This is a genomic window from Larkinella arboricola, from assembly GCF_003259745.1.
Lineage (GTDB): Bacteria > Bacteroidota > Bacteroidia > Cytophagales > Spirosomataceae > Larkinella > Larkinella arboricola.
Map to the genome: position 1 here is coordinate 1,063,684 of NZ_QLMC01000001.1, position 18,209 is coordinate 1,081,892.

Annotated in this window: 12 protein-coding genes; 8 read left to right on the forward strand and 4 right to left on the reverse strand. The window is 52.2% G+C overall.

Annotated features, from left to right (window positions below):
* Positions 1–70: 70 nt before the first annotated feature.
* Entirely contained in the window at positions 71–1,765 is a 1,695-nt protein-coding gene (locus LX87_RS04390) for a sensor histidine kinase (RefSeq protein WP_111626931.1), read from the reverse strand.
* A gap of 708 nt (positions 1,766–2,473) precedes the next feature.
* Between LX87_RS04390 and LX87_RS04395 the strand changes: the two genes are divergently transcribed.
* The 4 genes from LX87_RS04395 to LX87_RS29325 all read left to right on the forward strand — a co-directional run bounded on the left by LX87_RS04395 (position 2,474) and on the right by LX87_RS29325 (position 5,902).
* Positions 2,474–4,273, forward strand: coding sequence for a family 43 glycosylhydrolase (locus LX87_RS04395; RefSeq protein WP_111626932.1), 1,800 nt, complete (start codon positions 2,474–2,476; stop codon positions 4,271–4,273).
* A gap of 121 nt (positions 4,274–4,394) precedes the next feature.
* Positions 4,395–5,078, forward strand: a complete 684-nt coding sequence (locus tag LX87_RS04400) for a 3-keto-disaccharide hydrolase (protein WP_111627482.1) — start codon at positions 4,395–4,397, stop codon at positions 5,076–5,078.
* 120 nt (positions 5,079–5,198) lie between these two features.
* Positions 5,199–5,624, forward strand: a complete 426-nt coding sequence (locus LX87_RS29320; RefSeq protein ID WP_310587888.1) for an aquaporin — start codon at positions 5,199–5,201, stop codon at positions 5,622–5,624.
* Positions 5,618–5,902 (forward strand): aquaporin, encoded by a 285-nt coding sequence (locus tag LX87_RS29325; protein WP_310587889.1) that lies wholly within the window; start codon positions 5,618–5,620, stop codon positions 5,900–5,902. The genes LX87_RS29320 and LX87_RS29325 overlap by 7 nt, the downstream gene beginning before the upstream one ends.
* 113 nt (positions 5,903–6,015) lie before the next feature.
* Here LX87_RS29325 and LX87_RS04410 read toward each other — a convergent pair whose 3' ends face one another.
* Together LX87_RS04410 and treS are read right to left on the reverse strand one after the other, a co-directional pair.
* Positions 6,016–8,235 carry a bifunctional alpha,alpha-trehalose-phosphate synthase (UDP-forming)/trehalose-phosphatase gene (locus LX87_RS04410; protein WP_111626933.1) on the reverse strand — a complete coding sequence of 740 codons (2,220 nt, stop codon included), beginning with the start codon at positions 8,233–8,235 and terminating at the stop codon, positions 6,016–6,018.
* A 285-nt stretch (positions 8,236–8,520) separates the two neighbouring features.
* Complete coding sequence (treS, locus tag LX87_RS04415) at positions 8,521–11,829, reverse strand: maltose alpha-D-glucosyltransferase (RefSeq protein ID WP_111626934.1); 3,309 nt, start codon at positions 11,827–11,829, stop codon at positions 8,521–8,523.
* A 277-nt stretch (positions 11,830–12,106) separates the two neighbouring features.
* On the opposite strand from treS, the gene treF reads away from it, so the two are divergent.
* Both treF and pyk read left to right on the forward strand, forming a co-directional pair.
* Complete coding sequence (gene treF / locus LX87_RS04420; protein ID WP_111626935.1) at positions 12,107–13,663, forward strand: alpha,alpha-trehalase TreF; 1,557 nt, start codon at positions 12,107–12,109, stop codon at positions 13,661–13,663.
* 142 nt (positions 13,664–13,805) lie between these two features.
* Positions 13,806–15,242 (forward strand): pyruvate kinase, encoded by a 1,437-nt coding sequence (gene pyk / locus LX87_RS04425; RefSeq protein ID WP_111626936.1) that lies wholly within the window; start codon positions 13,806–13,808, stop codon positions 15,240–15,242.
* Between the two features lie 89 nt (positions 15,243–15,331).
* On the opposite strand, the gene LX87_RS04430 is transcribed toward pyk, so the two are convergent.
* On the reverse strand, positions 15,332–16,621 hold the full coding sequence (locus tag LX87_RS04430; protein WP_111626937.1) for a DUF5690 family protein: 1,290 nt from the start codon (positions 16,619–16,621) through the stop codon (positions 15,332–15,334).
* A 209-nt stretch (positions 16,622–16,830) separates the two neighbouring features.
* Between LX87_RS04430 and LX87_RS04435 the strand changes: the two genes are divergently transcribed.
* On the forward strand, positions 16,831–17,388 hold the full coding sequence (locus LX87_RS04435; protein WP_111626938.1) for a YqgE/AlgH family protein: 558 nt from the start codon (positions 16,831–16,833) through the stop codon (positions 17,386–17,388).
* Between the two features lie 232 nt (positions 17,389–17,620).
* Positions 17,621–18,202: a porin family protein gene (locus LX87_RS04440; RefSeq protein WP_111626939.1), complete on the forward strand. Its 582-nt coding sequence runs from the start codon at positions 17,621–17,623 to the stop codon at positions 18,200–18,202.
* The last annotated feature ends 7 nt before the right edge of the window (positions 18,203–18,209 follow it).

The window sequence follows — 18,209 nt, forward strand, 5'->3', positions numbered from 1 at the left end:
GAACCAGTCTACTGACCCGTTTTATCAGGACCGTTTGTTGGGCCGGTAGAAAATTCCGGGTGAGGGTAGATTAAGACTCACTGGCAACGGGCGTTTTCACGAGTACGCTGACCGGTAAGTAGACCGTGAATGTTGCGCCTTCTCCGGGTATACTCTGGGCCGCGATGGTGCCGCCGTGCATCTCGGCTACTTTCTTACAGATTGTCAGGCCGATACCCGTTCCGGCATACTGATCCCGGCTGTGTAGCCGTTGGAAAAGCTGAAAAATCCGGTCGTGGTAGCGTTCATCGAAACCAATTCCGTTGTCCTCCACGCTGATGGCCAGGTAAGCCGGTTCCCGTTTGCGCATGGGTACCGGAATGTCAAAAATAGTTACTTTCTCGGTGCGAATCCGGATTTGGGGAGGCCGTTCGGGCGACCTGAATTTCAACGCGTTGGAAAGAAGGTTCTGGAACATCTGCCGAAGCTGTAGCGGATTTCCCTTGATGGTTGGCAGGGTGGGGCACTTTATCTGGGCGTTCCGTTCCCGGATGTTGAGTTCCAGATCCACCATCACTTCGCTGATCAGGTCATTGAGATCGACGGGCCGGAAGGTTTGCTGGTGGGTGTTAAGCCGGGAGTAGGAGAGCAGATCCTTGATCAGAACGTGCATCCGCTCGGCCGCTGAGTGCATCCGGTGGATCATATCCTGCGCCGATGGACTCAACTCTGCCGAAGCCTGTTGAAGCAGTAAGGTGCCAAACGACTGAATTTTGCGTAACGGTTCCTGCAAATCGTGGGAGGCCACGTAGGCAAACTCGGCCAGTTCCTGATTGCTCCGGTTCAGTTCACCAATGTTCATCTGGAGTTCGAGCTGGTATTGCTCCAGTTGTTGTTTGGTTTCCGTCAGTTCCTGATTGTCTTTCAGGGTGCGGTCCATCATCTTCTGGGCGTGAATGTTCACCAGAAAACCGTTCCAGGAGGTTACCTCGTTTTTCTCGTTCAGAATCGCCGTTGCGTTGATCAGGTGCCAGATGTATTCACCCGTGGCCGCATGCCGGATTCGGATTTCGTTCTGGAAGTTGGTTTGTTTGGGAAGCTGTTCCTGCCAGTGCCATTTTTTGTAAGCGTCGTCGGCGTGTACGATGCTCCGCCAGCCTTTGGCATTCAGTATATCGGGTGTTGTCCGGGTGTACTCCTGTAACCATTTATTGGCATACAGAAGTTTTCCCTCCTTCGTGGCCGTAAAAATCATCAGCGGCAGCGAATTCGTCAAGGTATAGTATTGGTTTTTGCTTTCCTGAAGCCGTTCGGCCATTTGCTGTAGTTGCCGCTGGTGCTGCCGGATTTGCTCAATGGGCGAGAGGACGGGTTCATCGCGTAATTGCATTTCCCATTCCTGAAGGGTAACGTCGCTGATCGGTGTGCTGGCCGGGAGCCGGAAATGGAGGGTAATTTCTGAGCCGCCTTCGGTTTCGGCCAGGGCGAGGTGCGTCACTAAGGGCCGGGCATAGTCAATTCCGGTTTGACTGATACCGGTGAGCGGGCCCTTTTTCAATTGAATCCGGGCCAGCAAGTGCCGTTCCGTTTCCTCCGAAACACCCAGCGCCAGCGTTATCCCGGAACTATGGGTGATGGCATCCTGTGTCACTTCCGAAACCGCCGTTGCAAACGAGGTTTGATCGACCAGCGTCAGGCCCGCTAACTCAGCCAGTTTCATCGTCCTTTTATACGCCTGAATCAGATCCAGTTCCTTGTCTAAAACGGCTTTGGCTACTTCCTTCATTGTATTATCGACCAATTCGTGCTGTCTCGATGACCGGGTTAGGATCACCCATCGTAATAATTTTCAAAATTTTGCGAACCAAATCTTTTTTTAATCCTATTGCTGAAACGTTTACCGGACAGATTAAAACGACTTTTTAGTGCCCTTGATTGGTATGTTTTTCAAAGGGCTGGCAGTCAATCTGTCTTCAAAACGAACCGTGGTGAAAAGGCTATAGTTTACAAGATAGGCCCCCCTTATACCATTTTAGCCTTTTTCGGCCGGGGGTATGCTCAGAAACGAGTTTGTAAAATCGTATATATGAGCGGTTCCTATGGTATAAACTCTTTATAAGAGGTTTGTTCTCTTAATTTTTTAGCGAATATACTTAAAATAATCAGACAACCGTTTAGTCAATTTTTAAAAATAAAATCAATTTCTAAAGAAGTCGTCCAATTTGCTTTTATCGTTAATCATATGTTTAAAGCTTTATAGAAATAGATTATAAAATGCGGAATAATAACCGATTGCCGAGTCCAGGCAGACAACCCAATCCGGCATTAACCCGCAGAAAAGTGGCATCCTGATTTTTGGGCCGGTTCGCCTGTTTTTTCAAGCCGTCAAGCCCAAAAGAGAAATAAACTCGTTCCGATCAGCGATTGCTTTTATTACCGTACCATGCATTAAATTTGCAGGTTTCAAAGAAGAAATTGAAATGGCGGAACGGTTATGAAAATCTTTGATCGAAAGTTGTGGTTAGGGAGTGTTCTCCTCCTGGTAACAGTTCACGGTTTTGCCCAGCAGCAAACCTATTGCAACCCGATGGACATTAGCTATCGGTATAATTTCGAACAGTTAAACGAACGGATTTCCTACCGCTCCGGTGCCGATCCCGTCATTATCAATCATAAAGTAGGCAACAAACCCGGCGAGTACTTTCTGTTTGTAACCATCTCGGGCGGCTGGTGGAAATCGAAGGATCTGGTCAACTGGCAGTATGTCGTTCCGGATAAGTGGCCGATGGAAGATATGTGCGCCCCGGCGGCCTTATCGGTGCGCGATACCCTGTTTCTGTTTCAGTCCACGTTCGAACAGCGGCCTATTTTCTATTCTACCGAGCCGGAAAAAGGCAAACTCAAGTTTTATAACCGCTGGCTGCCCCGGTTGCCCAAAGACATCGGCCCCTGGGACCCGGCGTTGTTTCACGACCCTGATACCGACAAATGGTATATGTACTGGGGCTCCTCGAACGTCTACCCCATTTTCGGGGCGGAACTCGATCACAGCCGCCGGCTGACGTATAAAAATCCGGAACCGTCCAAAGCCTATCAGCCGATGCTCTGGCTCGACCCCTGGCAGCACGGCTGGGAGCGTTTTGGCCCCAACCATTCTGACCCCATTAAACCGTTTACGGAAGGAGCCTGGATGACCAAACACAACGGCAAATACTACCTTCAGTACGGTGCACCGGGCACGGAATACAACGTCTATGCCAACGGTACGTATGTCGGGAAAGATCCGCTCGGACCGTTTGAATACGCACCTTATAACCCGATTGCTTACAAACCGGGCGGGTATGCTACCGGCACCGGCCACGGGAACACGTTTCAGGACAATTTTGGTAATTACTGGAATACCGGCACCACCTGGCTGGGGATTGTCTGGGGCATGGAGCGCCGGATTGTTATGCACCCCGCCGGTTTCGACAAAGACGATCAACTGTATGCCAACACCCGCTTCGGGGATTTTCCGCACCGGCTGCCAACCAGCAAGTGGCAGAACAGCAACGAACTGTTTACGGGCTGGATGTTGCTCAATTACAAAAAGCCGGTAACGGCTTCCTCGACGCTCGATACGCTGCGGGCCGAACTGACCGCCGACGAAAACCCGCGCACGTTCTGGGTGCCGACGAAAAACCAGCCGGGTGAAACCCTGACGACGGATCTGGGCGCCGAACACGACGTACGGGCGGTGCAGGTCACTTATGTCGATTACAAAAACACCATTTTTGACAGTGACTCTACGGTCTATACGCAGTTTCGGCTCTATGCGTCGAAAGATGGCAAAAAGTGGAATAAAATTGCCGACCTGACCGACTCGTCGGACCGTCCGGAACCCCGGCGCGACCGGGCCTGCGCCTACGTTGAATTGCCAGCTCCCGTGCGGGCGCGGTACGTGCGGTACGAACACGTCTATACCGCCGGTCCTTACGTAGCCATCAACGGTTTTCGGGTATTTGGAAACGGGTTGGGGAAAGCTCCGGCCACTCCGCCAAAGCTCACCGTTGTCCGGCAGAAAGATCAGCGGAATGCCGACATTACCTGGCAGAAAGTACCCGGTGCGGTGGGGTATAATATTCTGTGGGGAATTGGCAAAGACAAATTATACCAGACGTACCAGATCTGGAACGACCAGCCGAATAAACTGGAGCTTCGGGCACTGAATGTGGGTGTGCCCTATTATTATGCGATCGAAGCGTTCAACGAAAACGGGGTTTCAACGGTGAGCGAAGTCATTGGGCCCCGGTAAAAACAGCGGATAATGACCCGTATTACGACCGGTTGCCGTGGGGTTGGACAGCCAAAACTTTTCTTTTTCGGAAAAGACCGGCAACTTCGCACCGCTAATCTATTTTGAAACAATCAACTTCATGAACAAGATTCTTCTATTGATCGGCTGTCTGCTGACCAGCCTGACGTTTGCCCAGACCACGCAGAAACACCCCAAAACATCCGGAAAAGACTGGAAACCGCTTTTTGCCGCCGACCTGTCCGATGCCGGTTTTCCGAAAGGAATCTGGAGCGTGGAAAACGGCGTACTGACCGCTACGGAAGACATTCCGATCTGGACCAAAAAGACCTACAAAAATTTTATTCTCGATCTGGAATTCAAGACCGCATCCGGTACCAACAGCGGGGTATTTGTCTATTGCAGCGATACAGCCAACTTTATCCCCAATTCCGTTGAAATTCAGATTGCCGACGATTACAGCGAACAGTGGTCCAAAGCGCCCGCTTCGTGGCAGTGTGCAGCCTTTTTCGGCCATAAACCCGCCGTTCGGCCAAAAGTAGTCAAACCCGCGGGCGAATGGAACCGCTACACAATTACCTGCCGGGGCAAGCACATCACCGTTCTGCTGAATGGTCAGTTGGTCAATGAAATCGACATGAGCCAGTGGACTTCCGGCAAAACCAACCCCGACGGTTCGGCCATCCCGAACTGGCTCAGCAAACCGTGGGCGACGTTGCCGAACGAAGGAAACGTTGGTTTTCAGGGCAAGCATGCCGGAGCGCCGATTTATTTCCGAAATATGAAAATTAAGGAATTGAAATAGGGCCACAGGCCAAAACTGGTGGTTTGGGCGGGGTTAATCCTGCTTCACTGTGACGTAATTCGTTTTTTGGGGTCCAAAGATTGGAAAAACAAAGCCTTTCTTTTAACTAAAAAACGGATTATGAAAAAATCGCTGGCTGAGCTGATCGGCACGTTTTCGCTGGTTTTCTTTGGATGCGGAGCTGCCGGTATCTCGGGGATTTCGGCAACCGGCCCCGCCGGTATTGGTCTGCTGGGTATTTCGTTTGCCTTTGGCCTGACGGTTGTTGTCATGGCGTATGCCATCGGGCCCATCTCCGGTTGTCACATCAACCCGGCCATTACGGTTTCAATGCTGGTGGCGGGAAAAATCAGAACCGGTGAGGCCCTGGGGTACATCATCGCCCAATTTGTGGGCGCAACGTTAGCAGCGGGTGTTTTGTACCTGATCGAAAGCGGGGCTCCCGGTTTCATGATGAAAGAATGGGCGCTGGGCGCAAACGGTTGGGGACCGGGTTACTGGCCGCTTACAATGCCACGTCTGCTTTTATTGCGGAAGCAGTGCTGACCTTTTTATTCCTGCTGGTCATTTTCAAAACCACGGCCAAATGGGGAAACAGCTCCATGGCGGGGCTGGCCATCGGCTTTACACTCGTCCTGATCCACCTGGTTGCCATTCCCATCACAGGAACGTCGGTGAACCCCGCACGGAGCTTCGGACCGGCGGTTTTTGCGGGCGGTCTGGCCATGCAGCAACTATGGCTGTTCATTGTGGCGCCGATTCTTGGCGGTGTGCTGGCGGCTCTGGTCTGGAAAGGCGTCTTTGAAGATGCCGTCGTGGCTTAACGCTGATTTACGAAACGCAACAAAAACTTCTCTTTTTCACCGGATTAAGCTGCCCGGGATTGCAACGGTTCGCCGTTTCGGTCCCGGGCAGCGCCGTAGGTAAGCAAGTGTAATTACCAGGTATTGTTGACCCAGTCAGCGGAAAAATCTTTCAGCAACCCTAATACTTCTTCGACGCCCTCAAGCCGGTAAGCCGCGCTGGTGGTGCCGGGGCCCACTTTGACGGTATACTGGTTTTCCAGGGTCAGGGCCGAAAACATATCTTCGTCGGTGCGGTCGTCGCCGATGGCCAGCACAAAGTCGTAGGGGCGGGCCAGCGACAACTGCTTGGCTACTTTTCCCTTGTCGGTTTCGGTACTTTTGATTTCAACCACGCAGTTGCCGTCAATGACCCGGAGCTGGTAAGGAAGCAGGTTTTCCAGCGTGTTGATTAGTTCGCGGGAGCGGACAAAACCGGTTTCCGATTCCGAACTGCGGTAATGCCAGGCCAGCGAATGGCTTTTTTCTTCAATAAACGAACCGGGGCAGCGGGTGACAAAATCAACCAGCAGGGGGCTGACAATCTGTTTCCACGAACCGTCGTCCAGAATATCACGTCGCCAAAGTCCCTTCTGTTTAATGTATGAACCGTGTTCGGCCACCATATCAATGGGCAGAAACCCAAGCCATTCGTCGAGCGTCTGCTGGTCGCGTCCGCTGATGATCACCACGTAGTTTTCCCGGCGGCTGGCCAGCCGACCCAGGATGTTGATCACCTCGGCGGGCGGAGAAGCGTCTTCCGGCTTGGCTTTGTAATTGACCAGCGTACCGTCGTAATCAAGAAGCAAAAGCCGGGAGCGGGCCTGAGCGTAGCGTTCCCGGATTGAGAGCTCACTTTCCGAATTGAGTGGGGTGGTTAATGGGGTGGGGTCTTTGTGCTGTGTGTTTTCCATGTTCAATAGAGACTCAACAAAACTGTTGGCCCATTTTTTTACGTCATAGTCTTTCAGGCGTCGTTGCATGATGGCAATTCGGCGGGCCTGCTCCTCCGGCTCCATTTCGAGCGCCTGTTTCATTTTGTCGGCCACTTCGTTTTCGTCCATCGGGTTGATGTGCAGGGCGGTACTCAGTTCGTTGGCGGCTCCGGTCATTTCGCTCAGAATCAGCACGCCCTGGTGGTCTTTGCGAGTCGCAACAAACTCTTTCGCTACCAGATTCATACCGTCGCGGATGGGCGTGATCAGGGCCACGTCGCAAGCGGTATAGAGCGCAACCAATTGGGGGAACGGCACGGAACCATAGCGGTATACAATCGGCCGCCAGATCAGCGTCCCGTATTTTCCGTTAATTCGCCCGACGGCCTGTTCAATCATCACTTTCCGTTCGCCGTACTTCTGGATTTCGTCGCGCGAGGGTACCACCACCAGAATAAACGTCAGCCGTCCGATCCACTCGGGATACCTTGCGAAAAAAGCCTCCAGGGCGTCCAGACGCTGCATGACACCCTTGGTATAATCCAGCCGGTCAACCGAAAAAATAATTTTAGTATCCTGATAGGCATTCTTTAACGCTTCCCGTTCGGCAATCACATCCTCGTTATCGTACGCATCATGATACAGGGAATAATTGATTCCTACCGGAAACGAGTCCGACTGAATCAGCCGGTCCTGGTAATTGATCTTCCAGATTTTGTGCTGAACGCCCAGGTTGATCTGGATCGATTGCAGAAAGTGAATGTTGTAATCGTTCGTATGAAAACCGATCAGATCGGACCCTAACAAGCCGGTTAAAAGGTACTCTTTGACTTTATAGGGCAGAATCCGGAGAATTTCGTAGGAGGGAAACGGGATGTGCAGGAAAAACCCGATGGTAGCCTCGGGTTTTTTCTCCCGAATCAATTTGGGTAATCCCATAAAATGGTAATCGTGTACCCAGACAATATCCTGCGGCTGCACCACCGCTGCCACCGTTTCACTGACGGTTTCATTGGCTTTCTGGTAAGCCACAAAATCCCGCTCCTGGTAATCAACGTAGGTAGGAAAATAGTGGAACAACGGCCACAGCACTGAATTGGAAAAACCGTTGTAAAAGTTCTGCTGAATTTTGCGCTCTAAAAAAACCGGGACAAACTCGAAATCGTCATTGACCAGATGCTGATATTTCTCCCAGGTCCGGCGGGAAAAATCGGCGCAGCCAATCCAGACCGGCTTTTCCCTGGCCTCGCTAAAGTCCAGCGATTTCATCGCCGTTACCAATCCTCCGGCGGATGCTTTTACGGTTGTACTGCCACTAGCGGTTTCAAAGGAGAAAGGTAAACGGTACGATACGATAATCAATCTGTTGTTGTTCTTCATAGCGGGAGAGGATAGGTTCTCGGTTTACGGTTTTTGGGGAATAAGCACCCGGCGGATTGGCATCCCTGGACTGTAAACTGAGTACCGTAAACTAGTTTACAAATTACGTTGGGCACTTAATTATAAGACTATTTACGGTATTATGGTTCTAAAAAAGACGAATTAGAGAAATTCTAATCTGGGCCGCAGCCGGATCATCGGTATTCTAACGGTATGGTAAAGGTTTGGTATACAGCCACATCGTGAACACTGTCGGGCCGTGGCTGTATACCGGGAATGGGTAGTTTAGTCAATAATCGATTTAAGAATCCGGGCGGGTAATAAAGCCTGCTCGGGACGGTTTTTCAGCTCATCGTTTAAATCCGAAATGGCCCTTTCCACCAGATAGGTTTCCAGCATGATCTGAAAATCGTCGTTATTTTTTGGGAAAAACGCGCTGCCTTCTACGGTTTCCAGGTACGATTTCAGGAAGATTCCGCTCATCTGATAGGCCCATAAATCGGCAAACGACAGCAAATTATTAACCTCTTCTTTAGGCACCTGACTTGTGGCCATAAAGCCTTCATACGCCGCGTAGTAAAACGACCGGATCATGGCGGCCACATCCCGCAACGGCGATCGCTTGATGCGTCGGGTGGTGACACTCTGCTGCGGGTTGCCACCAAAGTCCTGAATGGCCAGATCTTTGCCCGTCAGCAGCACCTGCGCCAGATGATAATTGCCGTGAATCCGGATTTTCAGGGCGTCAAATTTATGCGCGTAAACCCGCTTTAGGGCCGTCAATACCGCTTGCTTTTTACCCAGAATCGGGGCAAGTTCCTGCTGAAGGTCCGGCGATAAATGGTTTAGAGTATGGTCGAGGACCTGATACGTTTCCCGAACGAGCGACTGCATTCCCGCAAACAGCGACCGCTGGTAGTGCAGCGAAAACGCTTCCGGGGCAAAATCTTTCAGGGTCGTATTGGCCAGCGCCAGATGCAGCTGACCGGTCCGGACGCCTAACAGCCGGGCCTGCTCCGAAGCCGTTCCGCCCAGCAATTCGCGGCAGCCGGGCGACAGTTCTTCGAAACTCATGGGGTCCGTCCAGCTTCCCTGTTTACAGATGCTCGACAGGGTTTCTTTGTTCCGGGCCAGAATCCGTTCAATATAGTTGTGAATCCGTTCGAGCATGAAACTGTGGCCGTCGCCGTGGTTTTCGATCAATTCTTCGATCATGCCCAGCGCCACCGTTCCTTTCTCAGACTGCCACTCGATGGTTCCGATAAATGTCGGCGCGTATTCAAATTTGGCTTCTTCGGTCAGATACCGGCTAATTTCTACATCCGAATTGCTGTTCCAGTCCACTTTCCGGTACATTTTGAGGAAGAAACGGTTGTCGTACGAAATGGCCGTATAATCCCGGTCGGTGGTATACACTTTCGACTTGGGCTCGTCGGTTTTGGGGTCGTATGCCTTAAGCGGCCCGTCTGCCGAGAAAACCAGTTTGCCTTTCTGGGCCGGAATCGATTGGTTGGTGACCAGACTGGCGAAAAGCAATTGATGCAGTCGGGACGTAAACAGGGCATCGCAGAGCAAACCTTCTTCTCCATCCAGTTTCAGTTGTGCCAACACCGCCTGCGGACTGCTGGCGGTAATCTGACTGGCCCGCTCGCCCTGCACAAACGTAACCGGAATCTGGTATAATTCGGGCAGTCCCTGCTCATACGTCACTTCGATCAGCAGCAGCGTACCTTTTTTGTCGGCCAGCCCAACAACGGCCTGATCGGCAATGGTAACACCCTCCAGCGCCCGGCCTTTGCCAATAAACCAGTGGGCTTTTTCCAGATAGGCGGGGAGAATTTCGTTTTCAAGTTTTGCCCGGGCTCGGCTCTGGGTGAGGTCATCCCATTTCGCCAGTGTTAACTGTGGTACATTGCCGGGATCGGTTTCTGAATGGACTTTCTGTAGTGTAAACCACTGATAATCATACGGTGCCAGTGTGAACGGATAGCCCTGTTCGTCCTTAATTACCGGAAAACGGTTTTTACTGAACACCTCAACGGGCCGGTAGCCTTTGTAATCAGTCAGGTCAATTTCCGCCGGTTGAGAGTGTTTCGACAAATTAACCACGATCAGCAGCGTTTCGTCTTCGTACGTACGGGTAAATGCCAGCACCTTCGGATTCTCGACGTTCAGGAACTTCAGGTCACCCCGTCCGAACGCTTTGTGCCGCTTCCGCATGTTAATCATCCGCTTGGTAAACCACAACAGCGACGAGGTATTCTGCCACTGCGTTTCCACGTTGACGGCTTCGTAATGGTAAGCCGGATCAAGAATAACCGGCAGGTACAGTTTCTGCGGGTTGGTCACCGAAAAACCGGCGTTCCGGTCGGGCGTCCACTGCATCGGGGTCCGAACGCCGTCGCGGTCACCCAGATAAACGTTATCACCCATGCCGATTTCGTCGCCGTAATATAAAACCGGGGTGCCCGCCAGCGAAAACAGCAGGCTGTTCAGCAGTTCGATTTTCCGCCGGTCGTTGTCCATCAGCGGAGCCAGCCGGTGCCGGATACCCAGGTTAATGCGGGCTTTCGGGTTTTTGGCGTACATCTTGTACATATAATCCCGTTCGTCGTCGGTTACCATTTCGAGCGTCAACTCGTCGTGGTTCCGCAGAAAAATCGCCCACTGGCAGGTTTCCGGAATTTCGGGGGTCTGATCAAAAATGTCGGTAATCGGATACCGGTCTTCCATCTGCACCGCCATGAACATCCGTGGCATTACCGGGAAGTGGTAGTTCATGTGGCACTCGTCGCCGTCGCCGAAATACGAAGCCGAGTCCTCGGGCCACATATTGGCTTCGGCCAGAAAAACCGTTCCCGGAAAATTCTCATCCATGTGCTTCCGAAGCTGCTTCAGGAAAGCGTGGGTTTCGGGCAGGTTTTCGCCGTTGGTTCCCTCGCGTTCGTAGAGATACGGCACGGCATCGAGCCGGAAGCCGTCAACGCCCATGGCGCACCAGTAATCCAGAATTTTCATGACCTCTTCCTGCACCAGCGGGTTGTCGTAGTTCAGATCGGGCTGGTGGTGAAAAAACCGGTGCCAGTAATATTGCTGCGCCACCGGGTCCCACGTCCAGTTTGACGCTTCAAAGTCCTGAAAAATAATCCGGACGTCCTTATACTGGGTTGGGTCGTCGGTCCAGACGTAATACTCCCGTTCGGGTGACCCTTTCGGCGCTTTGCGGGCCCGCTGAAACCACGGGTGCTGATCGGAGGTGTGGTTGATCACCAGCTCCGTAATCACTTTCAGATTGCGGTTGTGGGCTTCCTGCAAAAACTGCTGGAACTGCTCAATGTTGCCGTAGGACGGGTTAATGCTATAATAATCAGCAATATCATACCCATCGTCGCGCAGGGGAGAAGGGTAGAAGGGGAGTACCCAGATGGCCGTTACGCCCAGGTCCTGGAGGTAGTCCAGCTTTTCGAGCAGGCCCTGAAAATCCCCAATACCGTCGCCGTTGCTATCCCGGAAGGCTTTAATATGTAATTCATAAATAATGGCATCCTTGTACCAATGGAGTTTGTCGTCTAAAGCTGTTTTCTGTGTTGCCATGTTTTATTCGTCAAAAATCCCGGTTAATCTGAATGGAGTTGACCGCCAGTGAGCGGTGCTTAATCAATCAAACTTGTACGGCAACGAGATGTTTTGCAGAACGCCGGAATTGCAGACAAACCGCCCATCTAACAAGTATCAATACTGAAAAAGCCTTACCCAGCCCCGTGACGAGCTAGGCCGGAAGGGGACGGATGCCATTCGGGGGAACCGACGTCAGGCCACAACGGGGTTGAACGATGTAAACCACCGGGGTACTTCCGGAGTTGATCGAAGTATGAAGCAGCCTGAAACCGTTACCTCCCGTGTCTACCAGACTCCGCCTGCTCCGGACGAACTGTTCGGCGATCTTTTTCTGGATGTGCAGTTGAGCCGGATATTTCCGGATTCAAAGACGTTCGTCGATTGTGTGCCGCTGATGGCGCCGGAGGCCATTCTAACGCTCTATAAAGCGCAGAAAGAAAAGCAGGATTTTTCCCTGAAGGATTTTGTCAATCAACACTTTACTGTTCCCGAATCAATCACATCTGGTTTTGTCAGCGATCCGTCAATGCCGACCAGCGAACACATCGACCGGCTTTGGGATGTCCTCACGCGCCCACCGGATGCCGCCGTGGAGGGCAGTTCGCGGTTGCCACTACCGCATCCGTATATGGTGCCGGGCGGACGGTTTCGCGAGATTTTTTACTGGGATACCTATTTCACGATGCTGGGTTTGCAAAGGGCCGGGCGAATCGACCTGATCCGGCACATGGTGGATAACTTTGCTTACCTGATTGATACCTACGGTTTTATCCCGAACGGCAACCGGACCTATTTTCTCACCCGTTCGCAGCCGCCCGTTTTTGCGCTGATGCTTCAACTGCTGGTCGAAACGGACGGCCCGGAGGTCTGGACACGTTACCTGCCTCAGCTTCAACAGGAATATACCTTCTGGATGCAGCAGGCCGAAAGCGGCCAAACCCGGGCCGTAACGCTGCCGGACGGGCTGGTGCTGAACCGGTATTACGATCCAACACCCCGCCCCCGCGCAGAAGCGTATTACAAGGAGTGGGAGCTGACCGAAATGGCCCGGGCCGCCGGGATTGAACCCCAAACGCTGTATGGTCATCTGCGGGCGGCCTGCGAGTCGGGTTGGGATTTCAGCAGCCGCTGGTTTGGTCAGGATGAAACCATTGTAAACACCAGCGCGGGCGATTTGCTACCGGTTGATCTGAACTGTATTCTGTATTTTCTCGAACAAACGCTGCGAGATGTCTACCGGCAGCAGGGCCAGACGCAGGAAGCCGAACGGTTTGAAAAACGCGCTGAGGACCGGAAAATGGCCATTAACCAGATCTTCTGGGATGAACACCAGCAGTTTTATGTCGATTATAACCTGGCAACGCAGCAGCGCACCACGGCTTTAACGCTGGCGGCAGCTTTTCCGCTCTTCTTTCGACTGGCCTCTTCCGAACAGGCCAAAGCCGTTCACGACCGGCTGCGGGCGGATTTTCTGAAAATGGGCGGCTGGGTAACCACGCTGGTCCGGTCCGGGCAGCAGTGGGACTCGCCCAATGGCTGGGCTCCGTTGCAGTGGATTGTGTACAAAGGGCTGATGAACTACGGTTTTACCGAAACGGCCACCACCGGGCGCGACCGCTGGCTGGCGCTGAACGACCGGGTATTCCGCGAAACCGGCAAGATGATGGAAAAATATAATGTAGTGGACGATGTGCTGATGGCGGGTGGGGGCGCGTATCCCAATCAGGACGGGTTTGGCTGGACCAATGGGGTCTATCTGCAATTCATGCACGAAAAAGCCCTGTTCCAAACGAAGGCAATCCCCGAATAAAAGAAAAAAACCGGTTGGCTTTTAGCCATTAAAGACGGCTTTTTTACCGCACATTACACAACCTTTACAGAAATTTTGCTGATATGTCAGAAAGGGTTGCTTATTTTGCATTTATATGGTCTACTGACTACCGTCAAATTCTATGTCATTGAAAAAAACCAAGATTGTTGCCACGGTCGGTCCGGCGTCCGAGAGCAAAGAAAAACTGTTGGCTTTAGCCCGCGCCGGTGTTAACGTTTTCCGGCTAAACTTTTCCCACGGCACTCACGAAGAACACCTGGTTCGCATCCAGCGCATCCGGGAAATTAACGAAGAATACGGTCTGAATCTCGCCATTTTGCAGGATTTGCAGGGCCCCAAAATCCGCATTGGCAAAGTTGAAAGCGATGAAGGGGTGCAGATTCTGCCCGGTAATAAGCTGATTTTCACCAACGATGATATCATTGGAACCGCCGAGCGCGTCAGCACGCCCTACAAAGGGATGTACCGCGACGTTCGGAACGGTGAGCGCATTTTGCTGGACGATGGCAAACTGGAAGTGAAGGTAATCGGCACGGAAGGAACCGATGTGGTTACAGAAGTGGTCTATGGCGGCCCGCTGAAATCGAAGAAAGGCGTTAACCTGCCCAACACGAAGGTTTCGATGCCGTCGGTGACCGAGAAGGATTTTGAAGACCTGGATTTTGGTCTGGAACATAATGTCGACTGGATTGCCCTGTCGTTTGTCCGGCAAGCTTCTGAAATTCTGGAAATTAAAGAATACATCCGGGCGCGGGGCAAAACGTGCCGCGTTATTGCCAAGCTTGAAAAGCCCGAAGCGATCCTGAACATCGACGAAATTGTGGCCGCTACCGACGGGGTGATGGTCGCCCGCGGTGACCTGGGCGTTGAACTGCCCGCCGAGGACGTTCCGATGATTCAGAAAATGATCGTTGAGAAAGCCAACAAAGCCGCCAAGCCGGTTATTGTGGCGACGCAGATGCTCGAAAGCATGATCGACGCGCCCCGCCCGACCCGCGCGGAAGTCAACGACATTGCCAACTCGGTGCTGGACGGTGCCGATGCCGTGATGTTGAGCGCCGAAACGGCTTCGGGTAAGTACCCGATTCTGGCCGTTGAGAACATGACGAATACCATCCGGAAAGTTGAAGAACTGAGTGATAAAATCTATTACCGGTATCACGCTTACGTCAACGAAAACCCGGGGAAAAACGTCCTGAACGATAATGTGGTGATGAGCGCGTGCCGGTTGGCCCGTGATACCAAAGCCAAAGCCATTATCGGCATTACAACTTCGGGTTATACGGCTTTCCGTTTGTCGCACCACCGTCCGAAAGCGGGTCTGTACGTCTTCACGGCCAACAAGGCCATGATGAGTACACTGGCGCTGTACTGGGGAGTCAATGTGCTGCCGTACGAGCCGAATCCGGCCAATACCGTTGATCAGACCGTGGCCGAAATCAGGGACCTGCTGGTGAAACAGGGCGTTCTGGAACCGGGCGACATTTTCATCAACACGCTCAGCATGCCGTTGATGGAAAGCCTGAAAACCAATACCGTAAAATTGAGTATCGTGTAGTAACGCGAGTTGTTTCGCGGAGCGTAGCGAAGTTAAAGGAGTTGAGCGGAGTATCTCTGTTCAACTCCTTTTCTTTTACATAAGCTCTGCTAAACTCTGACTTCCTCCGCTAAACTCCGCGAAATAGTTTTGGTATACTTCCGCTGAAAATACCCAAAAGATACGATCACCAGGACGCCGTAGACCACGGAAACCACGTACGCCGAATAGACGAAAAAGTCGAGAAAGCTGATGTTCGGCTGGCCAAAGTTTTTATAGAGCGTTACGGCCACACTGCCCATATAACCGTAGTAATCGGCCAGCGTTACGATAAAGCCAACCGTACTGACGTAGCGGAACGACGCCACCAGCCGCTCGAAATACAAGCCGTTGCAGGGGACATACGCCCCGTATAATCCCAATCCAACCAGCGTAAACCAGACCCCCGGCGACAGCATTCCCTGCTGAAAAAACCAGGTGCTGCTCCCGATCAGAACGGCCGCCAGCAGCATGACGATGTTGATCAGCCGAAACGCCTGAAAGTTGTCTTTCACCAGTTGCAACGCCCCCATCACCACCAGAATACCAACCGCAACGGTGGTTTCTGTCTTGGTAAAAACCGCCGGATTGGAGATGCCGACCGCCGACAAGATTTCGGGCGCAAAATTGTCGCGGAAATCGCGGAACGCCGAGAGCAGCACGTAGGAGATAATGAGCGTGGTGAGGCCAACCGAGAAGGTCTGTAAAAATTGCTGCCGTTCCGTATGGTTCATGGGCGAGCGTTCGGTGCGGAGGGCGCGGTCTTCAGCCGAAGGCGGGGGCAGCAGCGTCATCATCCAGACCGATACCAGCAGCGGCACGACAAACAGCAGCCCCGTTACGAACGGAAGCCAGAACTCCGAGATTTCCCAGGCGCTCCGGATCGTCAGCGCCACGGTTTTAACGAAACCCGACGCGAAAATAAACGAAGCCGTCAGGCCCGCAACCAGCGCGTCGGTTTGCCGCCGACCTTCCAGAAAACCCAGCATAATACCGTAGACCATCCCCAGCGGCAGACCGTTCAGGAACAGAAAAACGATGTTGTAGGGCGGGGGCACCAGCGCAAAACCGAGCAGTGCCAGCTCCGAAAGGCCAATGAACAGCAGCACGTACAGCGCCCGCTGGCCGGGCTGCATCTCCGACACGACCTTTACGCCAATCCGCTTGGAAACCGCGTAGCCGAGCACCTGGGCCGTGATGAGCCAGATTTTGTAGTTGATTCCGGCGTAGCTCATGCCCTCGAAGATCACGGCCGTAATGCCTTTGCGGAATGCGTACATGCAGGCATACGTGCAGAATGCGGCCACCGCGCCGAACAGAACAAAGAGGATGGGGTTGCGTAAAATAGATTTGTTGGGCATTCGTATCGGTTTAGGCACAAATTACACAGATTTGCGAAATACCATACGTGTTTGGTCCTAAAAATCAAATTTCCAAACACTACCCGTTACTGACTACTTTCTGGTAATAAGATTGTGTTACGGAAATACGCCAGGCACGTACGGAAGTTATCCCATTGTTCGTATATAGTAGTAACATTCCTGTTTGTCACAACCTGAATCCAAGCAATATGAGTACGCACACTATCACCAATGGCTGTTTGTTGATTGCCGAGCCGTTTCTGGGCGATCCTAATTTTGAACGGAGTGTCGTACTTGTGTGCGATCACAACGAAGAGGGCACTTTCGGGCTGGTTCTGAACCAGATTGCCCAGGTAAAACTAAACGACGTGCTGACCGAAGAAATGTATCACGACTATTCGCTGTACGTCGGTGGGCCGGTTCAGCAGAATACACTGCATTATATTCACCGGCTGGGTCCGGCGCTGGAGGAGTCCATCGCGCTGCCAAACGGTCTTTACTGGAGCGGCAACTTCGATCAGTTGCGGCAACTGATCAACGCCGGAGCCGTCAAAGAACAGGACGTACGGTTTTTTGTCGGTTACTCCGGCTGGTCGGGCGGGCAACTGGCCGATGAGATGGCGCAAAACGCCTGGATTGTGACCCATGCCGACTCGGACTTTATTCTGAATACGCCTTCCGATCAGTTCTGGCGGGGTATTCTGCGCCAGATGGGCGGGCAATACCGGGTACTGTCGCATTATCCGGTTGATCCGCGATTGAACTAATTTTCGTCAGACAGGAGACGTGAGACAAGAGCGTAAAAAGGTAAAACACCCGCTAGTTAATGGCCTTTTGTCTTTTGTCTCTTGTCTATTCTCGCTCGTCCAATCTCTTAATTTTTGTGAAAATACCGTGAAACTTCGGGCGACAGCCGTAAGATAACCCAAATTCTCCCGTTATTTGTCTGCCGGTTTACTCTCAGGATGGTGGGCCGGTCGGTTTTTTACCCAAAACGGTATGTTGAAAGTCAGATTACTTCTACTGCTTGCGTTTTCATTCGCTTCGTTTTCTTCGTTTGCTCAGCTTCAGGGCGTGTTCGGTCTTAAAGCGGGCGCTAGTTCATCCATCACCGCGCAGGAGGGCGTTACACCGTATATTTCCCGTTACAAAACCGCTTTTCACCTGGGTGGAATTTACCGTTTGCGGTATCAGCGTTTTGTGGCTCAACCCGAACTGTTGTTGTCCGTGAAAGGTGGCTCTTTTAAACGCACCGCCCCGACCCAGCAGGTCATCCGGAATAATTATAATTACATCAGTTTACCGGTTTTACTGGGTTGGATTCCTACGGAAGGGCTCGTGCTTCAGGCCGGTCCGGAATTCAGCTACGCCCTGAATACCCCGAATGGACCGGGTAAAAAGCAGGATACCGGTATTGCCGTCGGTGCGCACTATGATTTTCTGGATATGGCCGAAAAATTCAGTCTACACCTGCGCTACATCTACGGACTGAACAATGTGTCGGCCAACCCGATTGTCGAACACCGCAACCGGACGTTCCAGGTGTCTATTGTCTATAATTTCTACAAAAAAGGTAAATAAGCGAAGC